This window comes from Candidatus Paceibacterota bacterium (assembly GCA_026195275.1).
Lineage (GTDB): Bacteria > Patescibacteriota > Minisyncoccia > Phycocordibacterales > JABMNX01 > JABMNX01.
This window is the reverse complement of sequence record JAPHQU010000003.1, coordinates 22,194-43,336: the sequence shown is the minus strand read 5'-3', so window position 1 is coordinate 43,336 and position 21,143 is coordinate 22,194. Positions and strand designations below refer to the sequence as shown.

Here is a 21,143-nt window from a genome sequence, read left to right as displayed (position 1 = left end):
ATTGGGTACCCAACAGTAACTTCTGGAGTGAGTGGACGACACCTGACGTCGTCCATATTTTCTTGCAGTGTGAACCTGTATACACTTGACATTTTGGCGATATTAGATATAATTATAATAGTAATTTCTTGTTCCCTTTCATCCTCAAGAGGAGGTTCCGATGGCAACAGTCATCTGTATGGATGGCCTCGCCGGCCATCCGGAAACAACGTTCAAGGGATTAAAAGACACCCTTGAGTCAGACGGGCACCATGTTGTCCTTGTTGATACGGCAACTGTTCGCACGCACGAAGATCGAGTGCAACTCGTTCTCGATGCATATCACGCGAACAAACCTCAAACCATCTTCCTTGTCGGCTTCTCTGCCGGAGGGAGTGCGGTCCGAATCGCCGCGGAGCGACTAGAGCGTGCCGGCGAAGATGTTGCCGGAGTTGTCCTCTTAGCACCGGCTATGCCAGCTTTTATCCCTTTCGCGACCAAAGAACTCGTGAAGGTTATGAAGGACCGGGTGGCCGACATCATCCTCGGAAGAACTTTTCTGCTCTCTGAGCGCGAGTATCAAACACTTGCTTCTCCAATTCATCAAGATAAGATGAATGAGATCGTGAAGTCCGGCAGAGAAGTCTCCGGCGTGGAAGCACGCCGATTGGCATTCTGCCCCCCTCGATTTGTCGGGTATTCGTATCCAACACTTCACATGTGGGGTTCTAAAGATCGATGGATCGCACCGCATGCGCAACACCGATTCGGAGCAAAGCTGAGGAAGAGATCTTCGGCTACCGTTACCTCATACGAGGTCTCTGAATCAGGACACTATGTCCTCGCTTCAGAGAAGCGAGGAGAAGTTGTGGAGGGTATCCAACGCTGGATATCGAGAATACCACAGTGATTCGAAGGATGACAGACAGCCGAGTATTGCTTATCTAGCAACACTCGGCTGTTTTTTATGATCTAATTCTTTTATATCTTTCGACTGTCATACGCCCAGTGAAGCAGCGCCTGGCGCTGCTTGGGGCGACACGAGAAGTCTCCCTTGCGGCAGTTCTTCGCCACTTGCGCCGCATGCCTTCGAAATGCCTTCCACCTCTTGATTTGCCGCGCATCGTCTTCGTGCCTTCGCCCCCTGTAGTAGCGGCAGTACCACTCTAGCCATCCACGAGGGTCATCCTTGTGTATCCACCCTTTCTTTCTCCAGACAGAGAGCGGCTGACTCGCATTCACACCAAAGAAGTTTATCTCCGGATCATGCACGTAACTTCCCTCCTTTTGGAACTTAGCTTTCGTAAACCAGTCCTTTGGAAACTCCTTGATGCAGTCACGCATATACACTCCACCAAAGACACCGAGTGCGAGCATCTGCTTCGGGGTGAGCTCCGGCTTGAAGTCTTTATCAAAATCCTTCCCCTCACGCGCCGTGAGCTCGTAGCGATATCCACGCTGCATCTTGTTATTCACGACAATCTTCTTGTACGACTTCATACAGAAAGTATACCAGGTAAAAGAAAAAGAGCTGCGATATATTCGCAGCTCTTTCAAGTAAACCTTCTCATTCCTTATCTCCAGGAAAAAGTTGGACAATATCCGCGCCGTCTCCGCGTAGAACAGCAGGTGGGTTGTTAAGTGCGTCATTAAGCGCTTGTAGACGATTTCCAAGAAGATCCGCTACAACTGCATTGAATCGAGCAATCGGATTATCCACCTTACCCATCCTCGTTTCAAATTCCCACAAGACTGCACGTAATCGCTCGCGTACGTTCTCGTCTGGATGCTTTTCAATCTCCGCATTAAGTAGAGCAAGCCTCTTTCGCTCAAACTCATCAGAATTATCCTTGAAAAGTTCCACCCACTCCTCGAACGACATGCCGTCAATAAGGACTTGCTCGCCCATGTCACTCTCCTATGCAACTTAATTTATGCCTACCCCCAACCTACGCCTCTCAGCAAAGAAAAGCAAGCGGAGTGCTTATTTGCTTCGAGATTGGACTTATGTAGCAGAAAGCCCAAGAGAAATCTAATAGCCATCCACATATTCACCTAGTACCATGTATAATTTTACAAAAAGATAGCCCTGCGCTACCCGGAGGTGCACAGGGCTAAGGACTACGTGTCACAGTGCAAGAGCACAGTGACTTGAGCGCTAAAGGCTCGCTTGCGAAACGACGAACGCGAACCCGCGCTCTAGTTAGCTGCCGGACAGGGATTCGAACCCCGATAGACGGTACCAAAAACCGCAGTCCTACCATTAGACGATCCGGCAATGTGTATATCTTGCCTGAAGCATTGAGTAATATCAAGTGAGTAACGCCCGAAGCTTTTGCTTCGGGCGTTGACGTGTCAGTGTACCGAGACCGATATCTCGCACTCAAGAAGATATCTCTCTGTGCGCATAATGTTACTGATAGTGACACAAAGTCCGGTGATCCTGGTCTGGATTTCTTGCGAAGGAAGATCCGAGAATGTAGAGACCCTGTCCACAACATGCAGACTCCTTGTGAGGTTGTTCAAGATGGCTTGGTAAATACCTCTTTTCTTCGCCATGAAGTCCGCTGAAGGGTCCTTAACGCTCTCGCAAAACTCAACGGTGAGCATCGTTAAATTGAGGATCCTCTCGATCTCGGGATATCCGGGGACAGTAAGTGCTACTGGTTCCTTCAGCTTGGCCAAGGAATCGTTAAATTCCTTGGTTATCTCACCCCACGCACATCTTTTCCAGCGGCCCCTCCGGTCGAGCAAAACTTCCTCCTTCCATTCATGAAGATTGCTAATCATTTTGCCAACCTCCTTCTTTCCAATCTCTAACAGATACTTCTGAAACCACTATACGCCTGCTACAAAAAGGAGCAAGTCCTCTTAAAGTATCATTCGTCTTTCCCAAGAAGCTTCACAAGAGCGAGCTCAAGCGGGAGTTGTGGGATGTATGTATGTTGTGTGTGAGTGTAAGCACCAAGAAGAGCATCGATTACTTTGGAGTTAATATGCACTTCCACTTCCCCGCTGAGCTTCTTGAGGAGGTCGAGGTCTTCTTTGGTAAACTGCTCTTTAAAACTGTCCTCCATGTCTTTCGCATAGCGAAGCAGGAGCACTGCGCGCATCTTCTGAAGAAGAATCTTCATAAAGACGCGCATGTCGACATTCTGCTCGACAACCTTCGCGACCACGGAAAGTGCCTGATTAAGATCTCTCGCCTGAAGTGCTTCAAGTAGTCCATTTACCAGCTCGCCCTTCGGAGCGCCGGTGACCTGCTCAACCTCATCGACGCTTACTTTCTTGTCAATGCTTGATGAGACGATCTTCTGGAGTGCCCCGTGCGCATCACGAAAGGATCCTTCAGCAAGAGTCGCAAGAAGATCAGCGGCGGCCGTCTCGACGGAGAAGCCTTCCTTTTTTGCGACACGGATAATCATATCCTTGAGCATCTGCTGTGTCGGTTTTTTAAAAGCGAAGCTCTGGCAACGCGAGACGATTGTCTCGGGGAGTTTTTCAAGCTCGGTCGTGGCAAGCACGAAGACCACATACTGTGGTGGTTCTTCGAGTGTTTTCAAGAGTGCATTGAACGCTTCCTTGGTGAGCATGTGTACCTCATCGATGATATACACCTTATACGGAGATTCAAATGGAAGTGTGTGCACCGAGTCGCGGAGTTCGCGTATGTCGTCAATGCCGCGGTTGCTCGCAGCATCTATCTCGTAGAGATCCTTGTCGGAGCACCCGATCTCGCGCGCAAGGATGCGCGCGACCGATGTCTTACCCGTGCCACGCGTGCCTGAGAAGAGATACGCGTGGGCGATATTACCTTGTGCAATAGCACCCTCAAGTACGGAGACAATGTGTTCCTGACCAAGTACATCCTTGAATGACTGCGGACGGTATTTGCGGTAGAGCGCGCTGCTTGTATGAGAACCTGCTGACATGGGCTTAGTATAGCAGATACTTTTTAGGGAGAAAGTGAAAAACCGCCATACTATCGAGATGACGGCTTTTTTAGTGGGGTTAGAACGAGATGACGAAAGATCTATACGCTGTCCTTTTGGAGACGAACCACACCATCGGTGTAAATTGTTGCCTTAGTCCCGGTCGGAAACCTCAGGTGAAGCAGTGGGTGCATACCTCTGCGTCGCTCAACCTTGAGAATGGTCGCCCAGCTTCTCTTATCTCTTTCGTTTAAGAAAATTGCGGCGAGCTCTTCCTTCACCACAACCGTCTCACCAACCCTGAAGTCATGAAGTCTATTCACTATAGCCCCCTGAAAATATTGAACTTACTAAAAATAATAGTAACACGCTTACAGGATCAGTCAACCTATGTATCTAGAAATAATCTGCTCCACCTCAGCAGCATCAGCCGCATCCATGAGCTTCATCCGTAGTTCTTTTGCGCCATCCCATCCGTGCACATATGCTTTATAGTGTTTCTTCATGACGGCAAAGCTTTTCACACCACCAAGCAGCTCTTCAAAAAGTTTGGTGTGTTCAACAAGGACACGGAGTCTCTCTTCAATCGAGATGTCCTTCTTCTCCGAGAATAGCCATGGGTTACCAAAGATAGCGCGACCAAGCATCACCCCGTCGCAACCACTTTCAAGTGCTTTCTTGCGTGCATCCTCTATATCAAGCGCATCACCATTGCCGATGATGAGCGTTTTCTTCCCGAGCGCATCACGGATCTCAACTGCACGCTCAACCTGCGACCAGTCTGCCGGCACCTTCGACATCTCTTTGCGTGTACGCGCATGGACCGTGATTGCCGCCGGCTCAACCTCAAGAAGCATTGGGAGCCATGTCTCAAGTTCATTCTTGTTGTAACCGATACGGGTCTTAACTGAAACCGGGATATCGCGACCAGATCTTTCAATGCCGCGTTTTGCCGCACGAATGAGTTCCTGCGATCGCTTAGGGTCTTTCATGAGCGCCGCGCCTGAGCCCTGTTTCTCGACACTTCGATCGGGACACCCCATGTTGATATCAAACCCGTCAAAACCGAGTTCTGCCGCATGTCTCGCAGCACGCTCCATCATCTCGGGATGCGCGGTGAAGAACTGGACGACGATCGGGCGCTCATTCTCGGTGTAGAGTAAATCATGTTCAATCTTTTCTCTGCCTTCGTCAGTTGCGAGGAAGAGCCCGTCAGCTGAGACAAATTCTGTCCAGGTGACATCCGGTTTTCCATATTTTGCAATAACACGCCGAAATGCCACATCGGTGACATCCGCCATCGGTGCAAGTACAAAAAAAGGTTTTTTGATTTCTGCCCAGAATCCTTGTATCATATTGAATAGCAGTGTATCAGATGAAGGGAGTTGAACAATGACTTTGATCAAGAAGGTCTCTGATCTTTTGGGTGAGCTCATTAAGTGTCTCACCTCGCCGCAGTATTTCGAGGAACACTATTCATCGGAATAACTCGCTTTCCTCGCCGCAACCAAAAGTTGCGGCGGTCTTTTATCTTATCTCCGTTGTGTCTTGGTCAATATCTATTATTGGTATTAACGTAACTTAAAGTACACCTTGTTACCAAAACGCAGATCGATGTAGTCGATATCCTCGCCCAAAACTCCTTCGAACGTTTCTGAACCGAGCACCGCGTTGAGGTTGTCGATTACCTCAGATGGACGCTGTTTTCTGCCAAAGAGGATCGCGCTGCCATCTTCCATCTCAAGTCGTACGTCACTCCTATCAAGTGGCCGGAGTGCAACCGGTACCATATTAAGGTCGCCAAGAGAACCAATCAAGAGCATCACCCGATCAAAATCTGATCCCCACACGTGCTCTCCGACCGGATTATCAGCGACGATATCCCCATAAAATCGAAAAAATACATTGCCGGTAAAGTTCGGCGCCGGCGCGTACACAAACCCGTCTTCATTCACGAAGTAACACTCATCAAGCGCCCCCTCGGCACTCTCGCGACACCAAAGAACTGATGGCTGTTGTTCTCGCACCTCAATTGAGAGAGTGTGTGGGTCTACACGCACGAGCTCTACCGACTTGATGCGCGGAAGATCCTCCAACAAACGCTGACTGAGTTCACGCTCGGGATAGACCAAACTGCTACGACGCGGGAAGATTAGAAGGTATGACCCTGCGAGCGTCTTATCGACCACGCGGAGTATTTCCTCGTCGCTTACCACGTGGTTGCCCTGGATAACCACATCAGTCAGCGTGATCGCCGGGTTATGTAGAAGCCACGAAGCACCACCAACAAGGATTAGCACCATGAGAATGGTGACCCCGAGTCGTGCGAGGATTACTTGGCGTCTGCGTCGCACCAACTTCTCCGATCGAACTCTTCGTCGGCGAAAAAGCATATCATTATTTCGTTATGAGGTCTTTGCCCAGATACGGACGAAGCACTTCTGGAACCATCACTGAGCCATCACTTTGCTGGAAGTTCTCAACTAACGACACGAGGATACGTGGCGTGGGGATCGCGGTGGCGTTCAGTGAATGTGCGTAGCGGCTCTTCCCCTCTTTGTCGCGGTATCTGATATTGAAACGTCGGGTCTGAAAATCGTGGAAGTATGAGGTCGAGCCGATTTCACGATACTTCTCCTCAAGCGGCACCCAAAGCTCGACGTCGTACTTCTTCACCTGACCTTGCCCAAGGTCGCCACCACAATTCACGACAGTGTGATACGGAATACCGAGCGACTCAATGAATTCTTCCGTGTTGCGATTGAGCCACTCATGCCACTTAACAGACTCTTCATGACTCGCTTCACAAAGAATGACCTGCTCAAATTTGTAGAACTCGTGAACTCGAATGAGCCCCTTGGTATCTTTACCGTGGCTTCCCGCCTCTCTACGGAAACATGGAGAGAAGGAAAGATTCTTGATTGGAAGGTCTTCTGCTTTAAGTGTCTCGTCTGAGTAGTAACCCATTGTCGCTACCTCCGCGGTGCCCGAAAGGTAGTCGCCATCCTGTGTCTCGTAGAGATCTTCCGCCTCATTTGGGAGGTGCCCGGTGCCGTAGAGATTGCTCTTTCGGACAATCGCAGGGACGATCATCGGGTCAAACCCCTTCTTCAGGAAGAAGTCACGTGCGTAGTCCCAGATTGCGTATGAAAGAAGTGCTCCGTCATTCTTGAGAAAGTATCCGCGAAAACCGTGCACCTTCGCACCTCGCTCAAAGTCGACCATATCAAGCGTGGTCATAATATCAATGTGACTCTTTGGGGTGAAGTCAAACTGTGGCTTCTCCCCCCACACTTTCACCTCTTGATTATCTTCATCGCTTGCGCCTTCAGGGACCGACACGTCCGGAATGTTCGGCACGCGAAGCATAAGCGTCTGCCACTCTTCCATTATCTTCTTAAGCTCTTCTTCTTCTTTCTGCAGACCCTCTTTGATATCTTTCATCTCAGCTATGAGCTTTGAGCGGGACTCGTCGTCGGCCTGCGCAATCCCTTCATTTGCCGCGTTTTGCTTCGCGCGCTTCTCTTCAACTACCCCGAGGAGTTCTCGACGCTTCTCGTCAAGCTCAAGAAGTCGGTCGATGTCGACTTCCATGTGCTTTTTCTGCGCTCCTTCTTTTAGAAGTTCTTTATTTTCGCGTATAAAATTAATATCCAACATAGAGTGTCCACCGCCTGGGTGTTAGAATACATAGTACTATGGAGCACGAGGTGAGACAACTGAAACGCATCGAGTTTCCGCCACTTCTCTCGGAGATACCTGACCCGCCGAAGCGACTCTTTGTGCGTGGGGTACTTCCTTCACCTGAGACTAAACTGCTCGCTGTGGTCGGCTCGCGCCGACACTCGCCGTATGGAAAAGATGCCTGCGAGACACTCATTAGGGGGCTATTTGGTCACGACATCGCAATCGTCTCAGGGCTCGCGCTTGGCATGGACGCAATTGCACACAAAGCGGCGCTTAGCGCAGGACTTAAGACAATAGCAGTGCCTGGCTCGGGACTCAATGACAATGTACTCTATCCGCGCACCAACCATATACTTGCTCGAGAGATACTCAAGGCGAGCGGCGCCCTCCTCTCGGAGTTTGAGCCGACCTTCCACGCGACACCGTACAGCTTCCCACAACGCAACCGTATTATGGCGGGGATGTCACACGCGACACTGGTCATAGAAGCGGGCGATCGTTCAGGGACACTTATTACCGCACGACTCGCTATGGAGTATAACCGAGACGTACTCACTGTTCCCGGCTCAGTGTTCTCGAAGCTATCATATGGCCCTCACATGCTTATTCGTAATGGGGCGACTCCGGTCACCACGAGCGATGACATTCTTGAGGCACTCGGGCTGGAGACAACTTCTGATAAAAAGAAACAGCATGAAAACCTTTCAGCAAATGAACAAAAAGTGTTAAAGTTGCTGGAACACCCAATGCCACGTGATGAGCTACTTGAGCAACTCGGGCTTCCGATTACTGAAGCAAATGTACTGCTCTCTTCAATGGAACTGAAAGGGTTTATTGTTGAGCGACTCGGAGAATTACGACACGCTGAATAATCACCGTATTTGACAACAACGTTAATTTCGCGTACATCTGTATCCTTATGAAACTATTAATAGTAGAGTCCCCCGCAAAAGCGAAGACCATATCAAAATATCTTGATAGCTTGCCTGCCGGACAGGCGGGCGAATACACCGTCCGAGCCTCAGTCGGACATGTTCGTGATCTTCCTAAGAGCAATAAGAACGCGATTGATATCGATGCGGGTTTTGTGCCGCAGTACGAGATAAGCATTGGTAAAGAAAAAGTTATCAAAGAGCTCACCGAGCTTGCTAAGGAAGCCGAAGAGGTGATTCTCGCGACCGACCCCGATCGCGAAGGCGAAGCGATTGCGTGGCACCTCAAGGAAGCGCTTGATCTTAAAAAACCAAAGCGTGTGGTATTCTACGAGATCACTAAAGACGCGGTACAGGAAGCGATGAAGCATCCGCGCACCATTGACGAGCACCTGAAGCAGGCGCAAGAAGCGCGTAGAGTGCTTGACCGTCTTGTCGGCTACGACCTCTCAGGACTCATCTGGAAGAAAGTACGCTACGGACTCTCTGCCGGACGTGTGCAGTCCCCCGCACTTCGCATCATCATGGAGCGCGAACGCGAGATCCGTGCATTTGAGCCTGAGGAATTCTTCGTACTCACTGCACACGCCGAAGCACAAAACAAGACAGCAATACCCTTCCTTTGCACCGAAAAGCCCAATGCAAAGAAGGAAGTAGACCGTATCAAGAAAATTGGCGAAGCACACAACTGGGCGGTCACCGACATAAAAGAGACTGAGGCAAAACGATCGGCGCGCGCGCCATTCACCACCTCGACGCTCCAGCAGTCGGCCTCAACCCGACTCGGCTTTGCGCCGAGTCGCACCATGGGTGCCGCGCAAAAGCTCTACGAAGCTGGGCACATCACCTACATGCGTACTGACTCGACCAATATGAGTGCGGTTGCGCAAAAGCAAATCCTCGCCCTCCTTCATGAAGAATACGGAGCGGAGTACGTAGCACCACGTACCTACAAGACCAAGAGCGCGTCAGCGCAAGAAGCCCACGAGGCCATCCGTCCGTCAAATTTCGCAAAACGCTCAGTCGGCACAACCGAGGACCAAAAACGACTCTATGAGCTCATCTGGGAACGTGCTGTCTCATCACAGATGACTGACGCGAAAATCAAACGAACCAAAGTGCTCGCTAATGTCTCGGGCACAAGCGAGTCTATCCCCGACTTTGCCGTGAATGGTTCTCGAGTCGTCTTTGACGGATGGCTCAAGGTAGACACTCGCGCACGTGGCGAAGATATTGAAGTACCGAAACTCGCGAAAGGCGACTCCCTTTCTGTTAGTGAGGTTGAGGTCGAAGCGAAGCAAACCGAACCACCGAACCGTTACATTGAGGCGGGGCTCATCAAAGAGCTTGAAAAACGCGGCATCGGTCGCCCATCGACATATGCCTCGACCATGAAGACACTCAATGACCGTGGGTACGTCGAGAAAGAAGGACGTACACTTATTCCAACTGACACCGGAGACGTAGTCTCAACCTTTCTTGAGGAACATTTTGCAAATTACATTTCAGACACCTTTACCAGCGAAATGGAGCACGAGCTCGATGAGATTGCTGAAGGGTCACGCGAGTACACAAAAACACTTAAAGACTTTTACACACCATTCTCAAAAGCGGTCGCATCAAAGGAAGATATCGAGAAGCTCACCAACCTTGGTGAAGGGCCGAAAGAATTCCCCTGCCCCGAGTGTAATGCTTCAATGGTCATCAAACTCGGCCGCGGTGGCAAATTCCTCTCGTGTAGCAAGTTCCCTGAGTGCACCGGTGCGCGCATGATTGACGGTTCCGAGATTAAAGGAGACGAACCAATTGGTGTACATCCGGAGACTGGTGAGAATATCTACGTACTCACCGGCCGCTTCGGACCATACGTCCAGCTTGGCGAGATGCCCGCAACAAAAAACGACGACGGTAAGACGATCCCGGTCGCGAAACGCGACCCGAAACCACGCCGCGCGGGTATACCTAAAGACAAGAAACCCGATGAGGTAACCCTCGAGGATGCGCTGAAGTATCTTTCACTTCCTCGTGAACTTGGAACACACCCGGAGACCGACGAGCCGGTTGTCGCAAATGTTGGGCGCTTTGGGCCATACATTGTTCACGTCGGCGACTTCCGCTCACTGAAAGGCGAGGACGACCCATATACTATCACTTTCGAGCGTGCACTTGAGATACTCAAGGAACCAAAGAAGACCCGTGCCGGAGAGAAACTTATTAAGGAGGTTGGACTTAACCCCAAGACCAAGAACATGATTAAGGTCTTTGAGTCGAAATCGGGCAGATACCTAAAGAAGGGATTTAAGCGCATTATGCTCCCTGAGAATACTGATGTTGATGCACTCACTGTTGAAGACGCGCTTGAGTTGTATAAACAAAATTAGCTTAACTATATAAAATAAATATCAGGCCGCTACTTTCGTAGCGGCCTGTGTTGTTTTGTGTGGCGTCCTCAAAACAATGGATTTGAGACCAAGAAGTGAGCGGCTTCATCTGGGGATTCTTCTTGCTGTTCACCCTCGAGAATCGCGCAACGAAGGTTGGAGTTGAATTCTTCCGTCGCCTCGATTGTGCCGTCGTCGTGACATACGACCCTGAGCGTCCTCCCAAGACCAAGGTTCATGGTCGCAGTCTCGCCTGGCGCAAGGGGGGTCTGAAAGACTTTTGTGTTGTTTCCCGCCATACTAGGATACCTTTCCTTATTCCCTTATTTGCCAAAATCTAATATAACAGTATCATGTAGATTATGACTGATGTCAAGGAAATCATCAAACTACTCAACTCGCCTAGCGAGAAAGACGTCGCGCTCATAACCAAGGCGTATGAATTCTCGAAAGAAGCACATAAAGAACACACCCGCTACTCAGGTGAGCCATACTTCAACCATCTCTCTGAGACCGCAAAAGGCCTTGCTGATATTGGTGTCGGTGCCCAGTCGATAGCTGCGGGACTCCTCCACGACACCATCGAGGATGCAGAAGTCTCCCCTGAGACAATAGAGAAGGAGTTTGGCAAAGAGGTCCTCTTCCTTGTCGACGGGGTGACCAAACTTGGAAAGGTTCGTTACCGCGGCGTAGAGCGTCACACAGAAAGCCTGCGCAAGCTTTTTGTCGCTACCTCGCAAGATGTGCGAGTAGTCATCATTAAACTCATGGATCGTCGGCACAACATGATGACACTCGAACATGTACCAACAGAGAAACAGCGCCGTATCGCACTTGAGACCCTCGAGATCTACGCGCCGATCGCCGATCGACTCGGTATGGGTAAGATCAGGCGCGAACTTGAGGATCTTGCTTTCCCGTACATCTACCCCAAGGAGAGTGAAGAAGTGAAGAAGCTCCTCAAGGCGCGTCGCGCTGAAAGCGAGAAGAATCTCCAGAAAGTACTTCGTTCCATAAAGAAGGGGTTGGTCGAAGAAGGCATTACCGACTTTAGATCAGAGGAGCGGGTAAAGAGTGTGTATAGCCTCTTCAAGAAACTTGAGAGAAAGGATTTTGATATATCAAAGATACACGACATAACCGCAATCCGAATCATCGTACCGACCGTCGGTGATTGTTATCGCGTACTTGGTGTCGTGCATGGTATGTGGCGTCCGCTTCCGGGAAAAATTAAAGACTATATTGCTTTCCCCAAGCCAAACGGTTATCAGAGTATACATACCACAGTATTTACCGGAATAACCGGAGCTGTTGAGGTGCAGATACGGACCGAGCAGATGCATCACGAGGCAGAATTCGGTATTGCGTCACATATCTCATACAAGGCAGATCAACGCGGCGAAAAACATCTTGGACTTGATTGGGTACGGCAGTTCCTACCGCTTCTCGGTGTTGAGAGAACCGCAAAACAAAACAAAAAGGAAAACACGACCGTGCAGGAAAATATTCCGGGGTGGATTAAACAGGTCGCTGAGGCACACACCACAACAAAGCGAGGACGAGAAGAATATCTGAGCGATATCAAAGCTGATTTCTTTAGCCATCGTGTCTTTGCCTTCACTCCTGACGGAGATGTGATCGATCTCCCGATTGACTCCAGCCCAATCGACTTTGCCTACGCAATCCACTCAGACATTGGTGATCATATATCGGGTGTGAAAGTGAATGGAAAAATGGCGTCACTCGACACCAAACTCAAGAACGGCGATATTGTAGAAGTCCTCACTAAAGAAAAAAGCAAACCAAGCCGCAAATGGCTCCAGTTTGCAAAGACAACGCTCGCTAAGCGTCATATCAGGAGCGCGCTTGAGCCTACAAAGTAGACACACAACAAGGGCTGCGTCTTTAGGATTACTCTAGAGTCTAGATTGAAAAATTCTTCACTGAATACAGATCCTCGTCTTCATCTCTTCTTTGCTCTTCTGCTGTGCGGTCATCAATAGGTAGCTCTTCCGCTTCGCTAGCTTCTGTGTGTGTGAGTTGCTCCTCTATTGCTACCTCTTCTCGAGATTCAGTGGTCTCTCCTTTTTGTGGCTCCTGTGCAGCGAAAGCCGCAAGTCGACTGAGAAATCCTTTTTCTTCACCATTAGCAGTCCGCTCGCCCTCTATCTTCTCGAGGATGGCGCGAAGATCTTCAAGTGTGAAATAGTCGATGTGTACGCGCCCTCCCGCTTCACGCTTCTCGATCTGTACGCGCGTACCGAGACGCTCAGTCAGCTGGTTCTCTAACTCGAGAAGTTCAGGAGTCATGGTGTACTCTCGCTTCCGTACACGATTTTGCGCTGCGCGCCGCGCGATAGATTCTGCCTCACGCACAGTGAGCTTCTTGTAGAGAATCTCTTTGAAGAGAGTGTGTTGTTCGTCTTCCTTGTCGGAGAGCATAAGAATCGGTCGTGTGTGCCCCTCGGTGATCTTGCCTTCAGCAAGGGCAACCTGCATTTCCTCCGGCATGGTAAGGAGGCGCAGTGTGTTAGAGACATATTCGCGACTCTTACCGACCTTCTTACCGATTTCAGTGTGTTTAAGTTTGAATTCGTCTGCAAGTCGTCTGAACGCGCGTGCGCGATCAACCGGATTAAGATCCTCTCGCTGCAAGTTTTCAATGATTGCAAGCTCGAGTTTTGCCTTGCTTGAATCTTCTTGCGCGCGGATCAACACCGGCACTTGCGCGAGTCCGGCTAAGCGTGATGCGCGAAGACGTCGCTCACCTGCGATAAGCTCGTACTCGGTCGCGAGTCCACCGTCTTCTTTCTCGATTTCATAACGTGTGACAACAAGCGGCTGAAGAACCCCATACTGACGAATCGAATCTGCAAGGTCGCTGAGGCGAGCTTCATCAAACTCTTTTCGTGGCTGATATGGGTTCGGATGCACCTTCTCAACCTCAACCCAGAAGATCGAATTGTTATAGAAACTGTCTGTCATGGTTGCACAATATTATACCACTAATTGCGAAGCGTTCTAAATTTAGATACACTTTGCGTACACAACGTACATGCCGAGATGGCGGAATTGGTAATGAATAGCGATGACTGAAAGCTATTCATCATTCTTCAGAACAAATGGGGGGCGTGTGGCGGAATTGGTATACGCGCACGACTCAAAATCGTGTGCCGCAAGGCTTGAGGGTTCGACCCCCTCCACGCCCACCATTTGTTCTGAAGAAAAACAGAAAGTCTCAAAACCTGCCTGTCGGCACAAAAAATAAATGGCGCACATGTGGGTCATTTATTTTCTCAACATACTCAGGCTACGTTGGCGAGTAATACAAACACCCCACTCGTGTGGGGTGTTTGTGTTTGGTGTATATGCTGTTTGGTTACTCTTCCCCCTTAAGGTGTCGAATCATGGTCTGTGCATCTGACACCTCAAATGGATCAGAAGAACAGTTGTCCTCAAACCCCGGCTCGATGAACATCTTCTTAATGATTCCGTCTTCTGCGTGGAGGCTGTAGCGCCATGAACGATCGCCAAATCCGAGGTTTTCCTTCTTGACCATCATACCAATAGCGCGTGTGAACTCCCCGCTTCCGTCAGGAATAAGCTTTACTTTACTGACCCCCTGGTCCTTTGCCCATGCGTTCATCACGAATGCATCGTTCACCGAAAGGCAGTACACCTCATCAACACCGAGTCCTTTGAGTTCGTCATATGACGCCTCATACCCCGGCAAGTGGGTTGATGAACAAGTTGGGGTGAACGCTCCCGGAAGTGCGAAGAGCACTACCTTCTTTCCACTGAAGATCTCGTCACTTGAGACGTCCTTCCAGTCGAAGTCTCCAGATTCGTTCTTTACGCGCATCTTAAAGACTACGCTCGGGATAGGCTTCCCTTCTGCTGTGTGATTTTCTGACATATGCTATGTTTGTTTTAAGTGTGTAACACTGAAAAGTATATCAATACCAGAATACATGTCAAAAAAGACGACAACAAAAGAAATGCGTCCAAAGATCATTGCAGTCGTTGGTCCAACAGCTTCCGGTAAGAGCGACCTTGCGGTCGAGATTGCGCTCCAATTTGATGGCGAAGTCGTCTCGGTTGATTCACGGCAAGTCTACCGAGGGCTCGATATTGGCTCAGGCAAGATCACCGAAGATGAAATGCGTGGTGTCCCGCACCACCTCCTCGATGTCGCCGACCCGAAAGGTGTCTTCACTGCGGCAGATTTTACTCAAATGGCGCAAAGCGCAGTAGTGGACATACTCGAGCGAAGCAAGCTTCCCATCATCGCGGGTGGTACCGGCTTTTATCTCTCCGCGTTCCTTGGTGAGACATCACTCCCTGAAGTTGAACCGAACATGAAGCTTCGTGAAGTACTTGAGAAGCTCTCCAAAGAGGAACTTCTCGAGCGACTCTTAGAGCTTGACCAGGCGCGAGCAGAGACGATCGACCAGAGTAACAAGTCGCGCCTCGTACGCGCTATTGAGATAGCAGAAGCACTTGGGAGTGTGCCCCGACCAAAGCAGGACTGCCCATATGGCGCCCTCAAGATTGGTATCGATCTACCCGATGATGTGCTTAAAGACAAGATTCACCGTCGGCTTCTCTCTCGCATGGAAGAGGGGATGCTTGAAGAAGCGGAACGACTTCACGAAGAAGGTGTCTCGTGGGAGCGCATGGAGCAGCTCGGACTTGAGTACCGCTACATGGCTCGTCACCTTCAAGGATTGATATCAAGAGAAGAGATGCTCGCAGAGCTTGAGCAAAAGATCTGGCAGTACGCAAAACGTCAACGGACGTGGTTCAAGCGAGACAAAGATATCAAATGGTTCTCGCCACAAGATATAAAAGAAGTGCTCAGGACAGTCGACGAATTCATGGAAGAGTAAGCTACAATTTCAATGTGCCCGAGATGGAGCATTGAAATGGAAATGTTGCGGGCAATGAGAGGATCGAAGGACGGAGTGAAGCGAGTCCGGGTAGGAGCCACCCCCCCATTTTCATACGATATATCGTATGAAAATGGGTTAGTGAGCTGACACCGATTCCCTCATCACATCCAATTCTGACAAACAAAAACAACCCTCATCGGGTTGTTCTTGTTTGTTGCGGGCGATGAGGGAATCGAACCCCCGACTAAGGTTTTGGAGACCTTTGTTATGCCACTTAACTAATCGCCCAAATATACCCGTGTAGTATAACAGAAAAGTGCTCATTTGAGCACTTTTCTGTTTCCCCCTATTACCTAACACCTAATCCCTAAAACCTGGATAAATTATTTCTTCATCTCCTTGTGAGGAGTCTGCTTTTTGCACCATTTACACCACTTCTTGAGCTCAATCTTCCGCTCAACAAGCTTCTTGTTTTTGCTTGACCAGTAGTTGATGCGCTTACAGTCCTGGCACGCGAGTTTTATCAATCTATCTTGTGACATATTGTATATTTTAAAAGTTCACACACTATAACAAAAGGGTGAGAAAGGTCAAACGCCCCTACTTAATACAGCTGTATTCCGCACGCTCGCACACCTCAACGTCGGTCTCCGCGTCATACCCCCAAGAAAGGCATGAATATCGTACATATCCACCCTGATCAGCACATTGGCTGGCAAAGTTCTCAACACCTTGAGTGTTTGCCGCATCAAAGACGCTCGAACCTATTGTCTCCATGTCAGCTGACGAAGGAAAGAGGCCACAACAACTCGTCTCTGATCCGGGATTGGACCCGCCACAAAAACGCGAATCAACATTCACCCATCCTTCGCCTTTTACATCACTACAGTATTGGTTAAAAGGAACTGTTGTCCATTGGTACTCCTTTGCACCACTCCCCGGACCGGTAAGCTGGCTCCCGCTCGCTTGTATACCGCCTCCTTGTTGTGAGGGTTGGGTCGCCTGTGTCCTTGGAGCCTCCGTCTGCCCACAGAGAATATCCGTGAACGGTGTGAGTCCTTGACCAGCAAGCGTCTTGAGGAGTATGTCGACAACCAACCATGAGGTAAGCACAATCACAATACCAATGAAAGTATTGGTGAACACCTTTTTTGCTTTGCTGATCTGCCCTGGGTCTGAGCCGCCGGTAAAGAAGAGAAAGCCTGCGTACGCAAAGAGGAGTGCGGCGAGGATGAAAGTGATGCGCACCGCAAACTCGATAACATTCTGAATTAGCTGCATCGCATAGCAGAGGTTACACTCCGGCTCGCCTGGGCCACCACACGGCACAAGCCCTGCTGCTTGCACCTCTAGTGGCACGAGGAGGAACACAGAAAACACTGCAACAAGGACCATTAAAAAGACGAGGATTGGGGTGAAATGTCTTGAGAGGTTCATTATGTATTCAATAATATATGGGAATCCGGCTCAGGACAAGGTATCTTTGTGTAAATGAAATGCTTGAGAAAAAGGTGTAAACAGTATAAAATGGCCTGTATTGCGTCGGTGGCAGAGTGGTCAATTGCATCAGACTGTAAATCTGACGGGCATCGCCCTACGTTGGTTCAAATCCAACCCGGCGCACAATCAAAAACACCAACCCGGGGTTGGTGTTTTTCTTTTAAACAAGTGTCAGTCTACACGCCCACTTTTGCTTTCTTTTTTGGCGCTATCTTCCGTGTCCGTACTGGGCGCTTCTTCACATCAAAAGTGAATTCGTCCTCTTTTATGTCAACCGATATTGCTCCACCTTCCATAACACCACGCGAGACCATAAGACTCGCAATTGGTGTGAGAATCTTTGACTGGATTAGGCGTTTGAGCGGACGCGCACCATACTGTGGGTTGTACCCCTTCTTCGCTAAGTATGCGAGCACTTCGGGCGATACCTTGAGTCTAATCTCCTTTTCGCTGAGGCGATCAATAACAATCCCTACTTGGATCTTCACAATCTCTTCTATCGCCTTTTGAGAAAGGATGTCAAAAATAATAATCTCATCAAGACGATTGATAAACTCCGGACGGAAATGGTCTTTAAGTGCGCGCATGACCTTGTCTTTCGCGTCATCATACTGCGTGACATCAGAATCGGCACTATTCACAAATCCAAACTTTGTCATACTATCAATGTACGTCGCACCGATATTCGAGGTCAAAATGATGACCGTGTTTTTAAAATTCACCTTGCGCCCTTTCGCATCAGTGAGGTGACCGTTGTCGAGTACTTGAAGTAAGATATTGAATACTTCAGGATGTGCCTTCTCGATCTCGTCAAAGAGGAGCACTGAGTACGGGCGGTGACGGACCGTCTCGGTCAGACTTCCTCCCTCTTCGTGTCCGACATACCCGGGAGGTGAGCCAATGATCTTTGAGACCGAATGTTTCTCCATGTACTCGGACATATCAACACGCACAAGCGCTTGATCGTTATCAAAGAGAAACTCAGTGAGTGCTTTGGTAAGCTCAGTCTTACCCACGCCGGTCGGACCAAGGAAGAGGAACGAACCAATCGGCCGATTAGGGTCTGAAATCCCGGCACGCGACCGCTTCACCGCATCAGACACCAACTTCACCGCATTATCTTGACCGATAATGTGTGTCTTCAACTCTTCCTCCATGCGAGAGAGTTTTTCTGCTTCTTCTTCGAGCATCCGTGCAACCGGGATTCCCGTCCAGCGGGACACCACGTCAGCAATATCTGATTCGGTGATCTCTTCTTTAAGAATACGGCGCGAACTCTGCAACTTCTTAAGTCTCTTTGTCTTGCTTGTGAGATCTTTCTCAAGCTGCGGGATCGTACCGTAGCGGATCTCAGCGGCACGCGCAAGGTCGGTAGTTGCCTCTGCCGCCTCGGCCTCAAGACGCAACTCTTCAAGCTCCTTCTTAAGCGATTTAATCTCTCCAAGAACCTCTTTCTCGTTTGTCCATTTGAGCTCAAGCTCTGAGGTTTTTTCTTTAAGGTCAGAGATCTCTTTTTCGATCTTCTTGGTCCGTTCCTTTGCCTTTTTGTCGCCACTCTCCGCATCTTTCTTCAGTGCCTCCTTCTCGATCTCAAGACGCACAACCTTACGATGTGTCTCTTCAAGGATTGGCGGCTTATTCTCAAGAGAGATACGAAGTGATGAAGATGCTTCATCAATAAGATCAACCGCCTTATCGGGCAAAAATCGGTCGGAAATATAACGTGATGAGAGCGTCACTGCTGAGACGATTGCATCGTCAGTAATATGCACGCCGTGGAAGAGTTCGTACTTTTCCTTAAGGCCGCGCAAAATAGCAACCGCATCCTCGATACCCGGCTCACTTACATAAACCGGCTGAAAACGACGGGTGAGTGCGGCATCTCGTTCGATATGCTTTTGGTACTCCTTGAGTGTGGTAGCACCGATTACCCGAAGCTCACCTCGCGCAAGAGCGGGCTTGAGCATGTTTGATGCGTCCATTGATCCTTCAGCGGCACCGGCCCCCACGAGTGTGTGAATCTCGTCAATAAAGAGAATGATTCTCCCTTCTGCACGCTCAACTTCTTTCATAATACTCTTGAGACGCTCTTCAAATTCTCCACGGTACTTGGTCCCCGCAATAAGAAGACCAAGGTCGAGTATCACGAGTTCTTTATTCTTGAGTGATTCAGGGACGTCGCCCGAGGCCATACGTTGTGCAAGACCCTCAGCAATTGCGGTCTTTCCCACTCCAGGCTCTCCAATAAGGATCGGGTTGTTCTTGGTGCGGCGCGAGAGAATCTGGATCACTCGTGTAATCTCCTTATCACGACCAATGACTGGGTCGAGTTTATTCTCGGTAGCGAGCGTCGTAAGCGAGCGTGTGTAGCGACCGAGTGCCCGGTTCTGCCGACTTCCAGAAGACTCTGCTCCCTCACCGCTCTCACGAAGCTCGTTAAACACATTGAGGACTGCGTTCCGATCAATCTGAAACTGCATCAATACCTCGCGTGCCGGTCCCGGATTATCGATAATCGCGATGAGCAGATGCTCTGTTGAGACAAACGAGTCACTGAAACTCTCCGCTACCTTACCTGCTTCCTCAAGCACCTGCGCGAGCTCAGGGGTGAGATAGAGTTGGTGAGATGTTGAGAGAACCGAGCCTCCCTCAAACCCCTCCATTGCCTCAATAAGGACATCAGTGAGTCCAATAGTGTCTATATCCATACGCTCAAGTATTGAAAGCACCATACTCTCTTCTTGCAGCACAAGTGCGGTGAGAAGATGAAGAGGGTTGATGTGATTTTGACCACGCTCAATCCCCAGCTCGTGCGCCTTGCGCACCGCTTCTTTTGCTTTATTCGTGAAATTGTTGAATGGTGTCATGTCCCAGAGAATTAGGTTTTAGATGATTAGAGGTATACAACTTACCCTACTATTGTGATCCTTCCGCACCTTCAGCGGCCGCCGCCTCTGCCGCGGCAAGTTCGATTATTTGTGATTGCACCACCTGAATCGGGGTGAAGCGTGCGCCGCCGCCCAGGCGACTCCTGGCTGTGCTGATACCAACCACTTCACCATAGAGATTGAGGAGAACACCGCCTCTCTCTATGTGTGCACCGCTCATGCTTGTTTCGATAGCGGTAAGAACCGACACTATTGTGGGCTCCGCGTCCTGCGCGCCCTCTTCTTCTTCTGTCTTTGCTATCTCGGTTTCCTCTTCATCGAGACCCGCGATGATACCGGTCTCAACACTGAGTCGTCCTTTACCATAGAGGGTAAGCACACGTTGTCCAAGCTTGAGTGAGTTGATGTCACCATACTTGATACTTCCGGGAATCACGCCGTTCTCTTCAGTAAATGTGAGCCGAATGAGCGCTGTTGGCTTCTCCTGAGCGGGCGGCACCAATTCACCTTTGGCGGTCTTACCGTTTCCGAAGACAACTGTAAAGAATGTTCCTCCACCAAGCATTGATCGATCGATTGCAGCTGCGACCACACCGTCCTTTGACACGATTGCACCAGCACCGAGGTACACCGAGCCAAGCTCTGTCTCTCGGTACACCTTAACGATCTTGTCGGTGTTCTCCTCGATAGACTGCGTGATCAGGTCGTCTTCGTTGACCACAACTGTCTTCTCTTTCGTTATCACGGTCGCGGTCTGCTCACCGGGAACAACGCGCTCTACTGTATGTTCAACGACGCGGTTAATGGTCTGTGTGACCACCGGAGGAGCTTGGTCAAGGAGTGTCACCGTAACAATACCGGTTGCAATAGATGTCACAAAGCTGACGAGGAGCGTTAGCAAGACGATCTGTGCTTTGGTGAGTCTCTCAATATCCATATGCTCCTATAATAC

Annotated in this window: 20 protein-coding genes and 4 tRNA genes; 7 read left to right on the top strand and 17 right to left on the bottom strand. The window is 49.7% G+C overall.

Annotated features, from left to right (window positions below; genetic code table 11):
• Positions 1–178 precede the first annotated feature (178 nt).
• Positions 179–889: an alpha/beta hydrolase gene (locus tag OQJ98_01800; GenBank protein ID MCW9054692.1), complete on the top strand. Its 711-nt coding sequence runs from the start codon at positions 179–181 to the stop codon at positions 887–889.
• 71 nt (positions 890–960) lie between these two features.
• Here OQJ98_01800 and OQJ98_01795 read toward each other — a convergent pair whose 3' ends face one another.
• The 9 genes from OQJ98_01795 to serS form a co-directional block, all read right to left on the bottom strand.
• The gene (locus OQJ98_01795) at positions 961–1,479 is read right to left on the bottom strand and encodes a hypothetical protein (protein ID MCW9054691.1); all 519 of its coding nucleotides are present in this window, start codon (positions 1,477–1,479) and stop codon (positions 961–963) included.
• Between the two features lie 67 nt (positions 1,480–1,546).
• Positions 1,547–1,888 (bottom strand): DUF3135 domain-containing protein, encoded by a 342-nt coding sequence (locus OQJ98_01790; GenBank protein ID MCW9054690.1) that lies wholly within the window; start codon positions 1,886–1,888, stop codon positions 1,547–1,549.
• 298 nt (positions 1,889–2,186) lie between these two features.
• Positions 2,187–2,257: transfer RNA gene (locus OQJ98_01785), tRNA-Gln, on the bottom strand.
• Positions 2,258–2,334: 77 nt separating this feature from the next.
• A complete protein-coding gene (locus OQJ98_01780) occupies positions 2,335–2,769 on the bottom strand; it encodes a hypothetical protein (GenBank protein MCW9054689.1) in 435 nt (144 codons plus the stop codon).
• A gap of 89 nt (positions 2,770–2,858) precedes the next feature.
• Positions 2,859–3,911 carry a DNA polymerase III subunit gamma/tau gene (dnaX, locus tag OQJ98_01775; protein MCW9054688.1) on the bottom strand — a complete coding sequence of 351 codons (1,053 nt, stop codon included), beginning with the start codon at positions 3,909–3,911 and terminating at the stop codon, positions 2,859–2,861.
• Positions 3,912–4,012: 101 nt separating this feature from the next.
• Positions 4,013–4,234: a hypothetical protein gene (locus tag OQJ98_01770; GenBank protein ID MCW9054687.1), complete on the bottom strand. Its 222-nt coding sequence runs from the start codon at positions 4,232–4,234 to the stop codon at positions 4,013–4,015.
• 60 nt (positions 4,235–4,294) lie between these two features.
• Positions 4,295–5,266, bottom strand: a complete 972-nt coding sequence (locus tag OQJ98_01765) for a tRNA-dihydrouridine synthase (protein ID MCW9054686.1) — start codon at positions 5,264–5,266, stop codon at positions 4,295–4,297.
• A 216-nt stretch (positions 5,267–5,482) separates the two neighbouring features.
• Complete coding sequence (locus OQJ98_01760; GenBank protein MCW9054685.1) at positions 5,483–6,304, bottom strand: FtsQ-type POTRA domain-containing protein; 822 nt, start codon at positions 6,302–6,304, stop codon at positions 5,483–5,485.
• A gap of 4 nt (positions 6,305–6,308) precedes the next feature.
• Complete coding sequence (serS, locus tag OQJ98_01755; protein ID MCW9054684.1) at positions 6,309–7,571, bottom strand: serine--tRNA ligase; 1,263 nt, start codon at positions 7,569–7,571, stop codon at positions 6,309–6,311.
• 38 nt (positions 7,572–7,609) lie between these two features.
• Here serS and dprA point away from each other — a divergent pair, with 38 nt between their 5' ends.
• Complete coding sequence (dprA, locus tag OQJ98_01750) at positions 7,610–8,470, top strand: DNA-processing protein DprA (protein ID MCW9054683.1); 861 nt, start codon at positions 7,610–7,612, stop codon at positions 8,468–8,470.
• A 47-nt stretch (positions 8,471–8,517) separates the two neighbouring features.
• Positions 8,518–10,911 carry a type I DNA topoisomerase gene (gene topA, locus OQJ98_01745; GenBank protein ID MCW9054682.1) on the top strand — a complete coding sequence of 798 codons (2,394 nt, stop codon included), beginning with the start codon at positions 8,518–8,520 and terminating at the stop codon, positions 10,909–10,911.
• A 68-nt stretch (positions 10,912–10,979) separates the two neighbouring features.
• On the opposite strand, the gene OQJ98_01740 is transcribed toward topA, so the two are convergent.
• Entirely contained in the window at positions 10,980–11,210 is a 231-nt protein-coding gene (locus OQJ98_01740) for a hypothetical protein (protein MCW9054681.1), read from the bottom strand.
• Between the two features lie 63 nt (positions 11,211–11,273).
• Here OQJ98_01740 and OQJ98_01735 point away from each other — a divergent pair, with 63 nt between their 5' ends.
• Entirely contained in the window at positions 11,274–12,794 is a 1,521-nt protein-coding gene (locus OQJ98_01735; protein MCW9054680.1) for an HD domain-containing protein, read from the top strand.
• 40 nt (positions 12,795–12,834) lie between these two features.
• Here the strand turns inward: OQJ98_01735 and OQJ98_01730 are convergent, their stop codons facing one another.
• Positions 12,835–13,896: a ParB/RepB/Spo0J family partition protein gene (locus tag OQJ98_01730; protein ID MCW9054679.1), complete on the bottom strand. Its 1,062-nt coding sequence runs from the start codon at positions 13,894–13,896 to the stop codon at positions 12,835–12,837.
• 142 nt (positions 13,897–14,038) lie between these two features.
• On the opposite strand from OQJ98_01730, the gene OQJ98_01725 reads away from it, so the two are divergent.
• Positions 14,039–14,123, top strand: a tRNA-Leu gene (locus OQJ98_01725).
• Positions 14,124–14,290: 167 nt separating this feature from the next.
• Here the strand turns inward: OQJ98_01725 and OQJ98_01720 are convergent.
• Positions 14,291–14,827 carry a peroxiredoxin gene (locus tag OQJ98_01720; GenBank protein ID MCW9054678.1) on the bottom strand — a complete coding sequence of 179 codons (537 nt, stop codon included), beginning with the start codon at positions 14,825–14,827 and terminating at the stop codon, positions 14,291–14,293.
• A gap of 55 nt (positions 14,828–14,882) precedes the next feature.
• Between OQJ98_01720 and miaA the strand changes: the two genes are divergently transcribed.
• Positions 14,883–15,800, top strand: coding sequence for a tRNA (adenosine(37)-N6)-dimethylallyltransferase MiaA (gene miaA, locus OQJ98_01715; GenBank protein MCW9054677.1), 918 nt, complete (start codon positions 14,883–14,885; stop codon positions 15,798–15,800).
• A gap of 220 nt (positions 15,801–16,020) precedes the next feature.
• On the opposite strand, the gene OQJ98_01710 is transcribed toward miaA, so the two are convergent.
• The 3 genes from OQJ98_01710 to OQJ98_01700 all read right to left on the bottom strand — a co-directional run bounded on the left by OQJ98_01710 (position 16,021) and on the right by OQJ98_01700 (position 17,240).
• Positions 16,021–16,091: transfer RNA gene (locus OQJ98_01710), tRNA-Trp, on the bottom strand.
• Positions 16,092–16,186: 95 nt separating this feature from the next.
• A complete protein-coding gene (gene rpmG / locus OQJ98_01705) occupies positions 16,187–16,345 on the bottom strand; it encodes a 50S ribosomal protein L33 (protein MCW9054676.1) in 159 nt (52 codons plus the stop codon).
• A 58-nt stretch (positions 16,346–16,403) separates the two neighbouring features.
• Positions 16,404–17,240 (bottom strand): pilin, encoded by an 837-nt coding sequence (locus OQJ98_01700; protein MCW9054675.1) that lies wholly within the window; start codon positions 17,238–17,240, stop codon positions 16,404–16,406.
• Between the two features lie 102 nt (positions 17,241–17,342).
• Between OQJ98_01700 and OQJ98_01695 the strand changes: the two genes are divergently transcribed.
• Positions 17,343–17,426 (top strand) — tRNA-Tyr (locus tag OQJ98_01695).
• 53 nt (positions 17,427–17,479) lie between these two features.
• On the opposite strand, the gene OQJ98_01690 is transcribed toward OQJ98_01695, so the two are convergent.
• Both OQJ98_01690 and OQJ98_01685 read right to left on the bottom strand, forming a co-directional pair.
• Positions 17,480–20,170, bottom strand: a complete 2,691-nt coding sequence (locus OQJ98_01690) for an AAA family ATPase (protein MCW9054674.1) — start codon at positions 20,168–20,170, stop codon at positions 17,480–17,482.
• Positions 20,171–20,219: 49 nt separating this feature from the next.
• Positions 20,220–21,128 (bottom strand): serine protease, encoded by a 909-nt coding sequence (locus OQJ98_01685; GenBank protein ID MCW9054673.1) that lies wholly within the window; start codon positions 21,126–21,128, stop codon positions 20,220–20,222.
• Between the last annotated feature and the right edge of the window lie 15 nt (positions 21,129–21,143).

Coding starts and splice junctions, on each gene's coding strand:
- OQJ98_01800 (MCW9054692.1), top strand. CDS start 179: ATGGATGGCCTCGCCGGCCATCCGGAAACAACGTTCAAGGGATTAAAA.
- OQJ98_01795 (MCW9054691.1), bottom strand. CDS start 1,479: ATGAAGTCGTACAAGAAGATTGTCGTGAATAACAAGATGCAGCGTGGA.
- OQJ98_01790 (MCW9054690.1), bottom strand. CDS start 1,888: ATGGGCGAGCAAGTCCTTATTGACGGCATGTCGTTCGAGGAGTGGGTG.
- OQJ98_01780 (MCW9054689.1), bottom strand. CDS start 2,769: ATGATTAGCAATCTTCATGAATGGAAGGAGGAAGTTTTGCTCGACCGG.
- dnaX (MCW9054688.1), bottom strand. CDS start 3,911: ATGTCAGCAGGTTCTCATACAAGCAGCGCGCTCTACCGCAAATACCGT.
- OQJ98_01765 (MCW9054686.1), bottom strand. CDS start 5,266: ATGATACAAGGATTCTGGGCAGAAATCAAAAAACCTTTTTTTGTACTT.
- OQJ98_01760 (MCW9054685.1), bottom strand. CDS start 6,304: ATGCTTTTTCGCCGACGAAGAGTTCGATCGGAGAAGTTGGTGCGACGC.
- serS (MCW9054684.1), bottom strand. CDS start 7,571: ATGTTGGATATTAATTTTATACGCGAAAATAAAGAACTTCTAAAAGAA.
- dprA (MCW9054683.1), top strand. CDS start 7,610: ATGGAGCACGAGGTGAGACAACTGAAACGCATCGAGTTTCCGCCACTT.
- topA (MCW9054682.1), top strand. CDS start 8,518: ATGAAACTATTAATAGTAGAGTCCCCCGCAAAAGCGAAGACCATATCA.
- OQJ98_01740 (MCW9054681.1), bottom strand. CDS start 11,210: ATGGCGGGAAACAACACAAAAGTCTTTCAGACCCCCCTTGCGCCAGGC.
- OQJ98_01735 (MCW9054680.1), top strand. CDS start 11,274: ATGACTGATGTCAAGGAAATCATCAAACTACTCAACTCGCCTAGCGAG.
- OQJ98_01730 (MCW9054679.1), bottom strand. CDS start 13,896: ATGACAGACAGTTTCTATAACAATTCGATCTTCTGGGTTGAGGTTGAG.
- OQJ98_01720 (MCW9054678.1), bottom strand. CDS start 14,827: ATGTCAGAAAATCACACAGCAGAAGGGAAGCCTATCCCGAGCGTAGTC.
- miaA (MCW9054677.1), top strand. CDS start 14,883: ATGTCAAAAAAGACGACAACAAAAGAAATGCGTCCAAAGATCATTGCA.
- rpmG (MCW9054676.1), bottom strand. CDS start 16,345: ATGTCACAAGATAGATTGATAAAACTCGCGTGCCAGGACTGTAAGCGC.
- OQJ98_01700 (MCW9054675.1), bottom strand. CDS start 17,240: ATGAACCTCTCAAGACATTTCACCCCAATCCTCGTCTTTTTAATGGTC.
- OQJ98_01690 (MCW9054674.1), bottom strand. CDS start 20,170: ATGACACCATTCAACAATTTCACGAATAAAGCAAAAGAAGCGGTGCGC.
- OQJ98_01685 (MCW9054673.1), bottom strand. CDS start 21,128: ATGGATATTGAGAGACTCACCAAAGCACAGATCGTCTTGCTAACGCTC.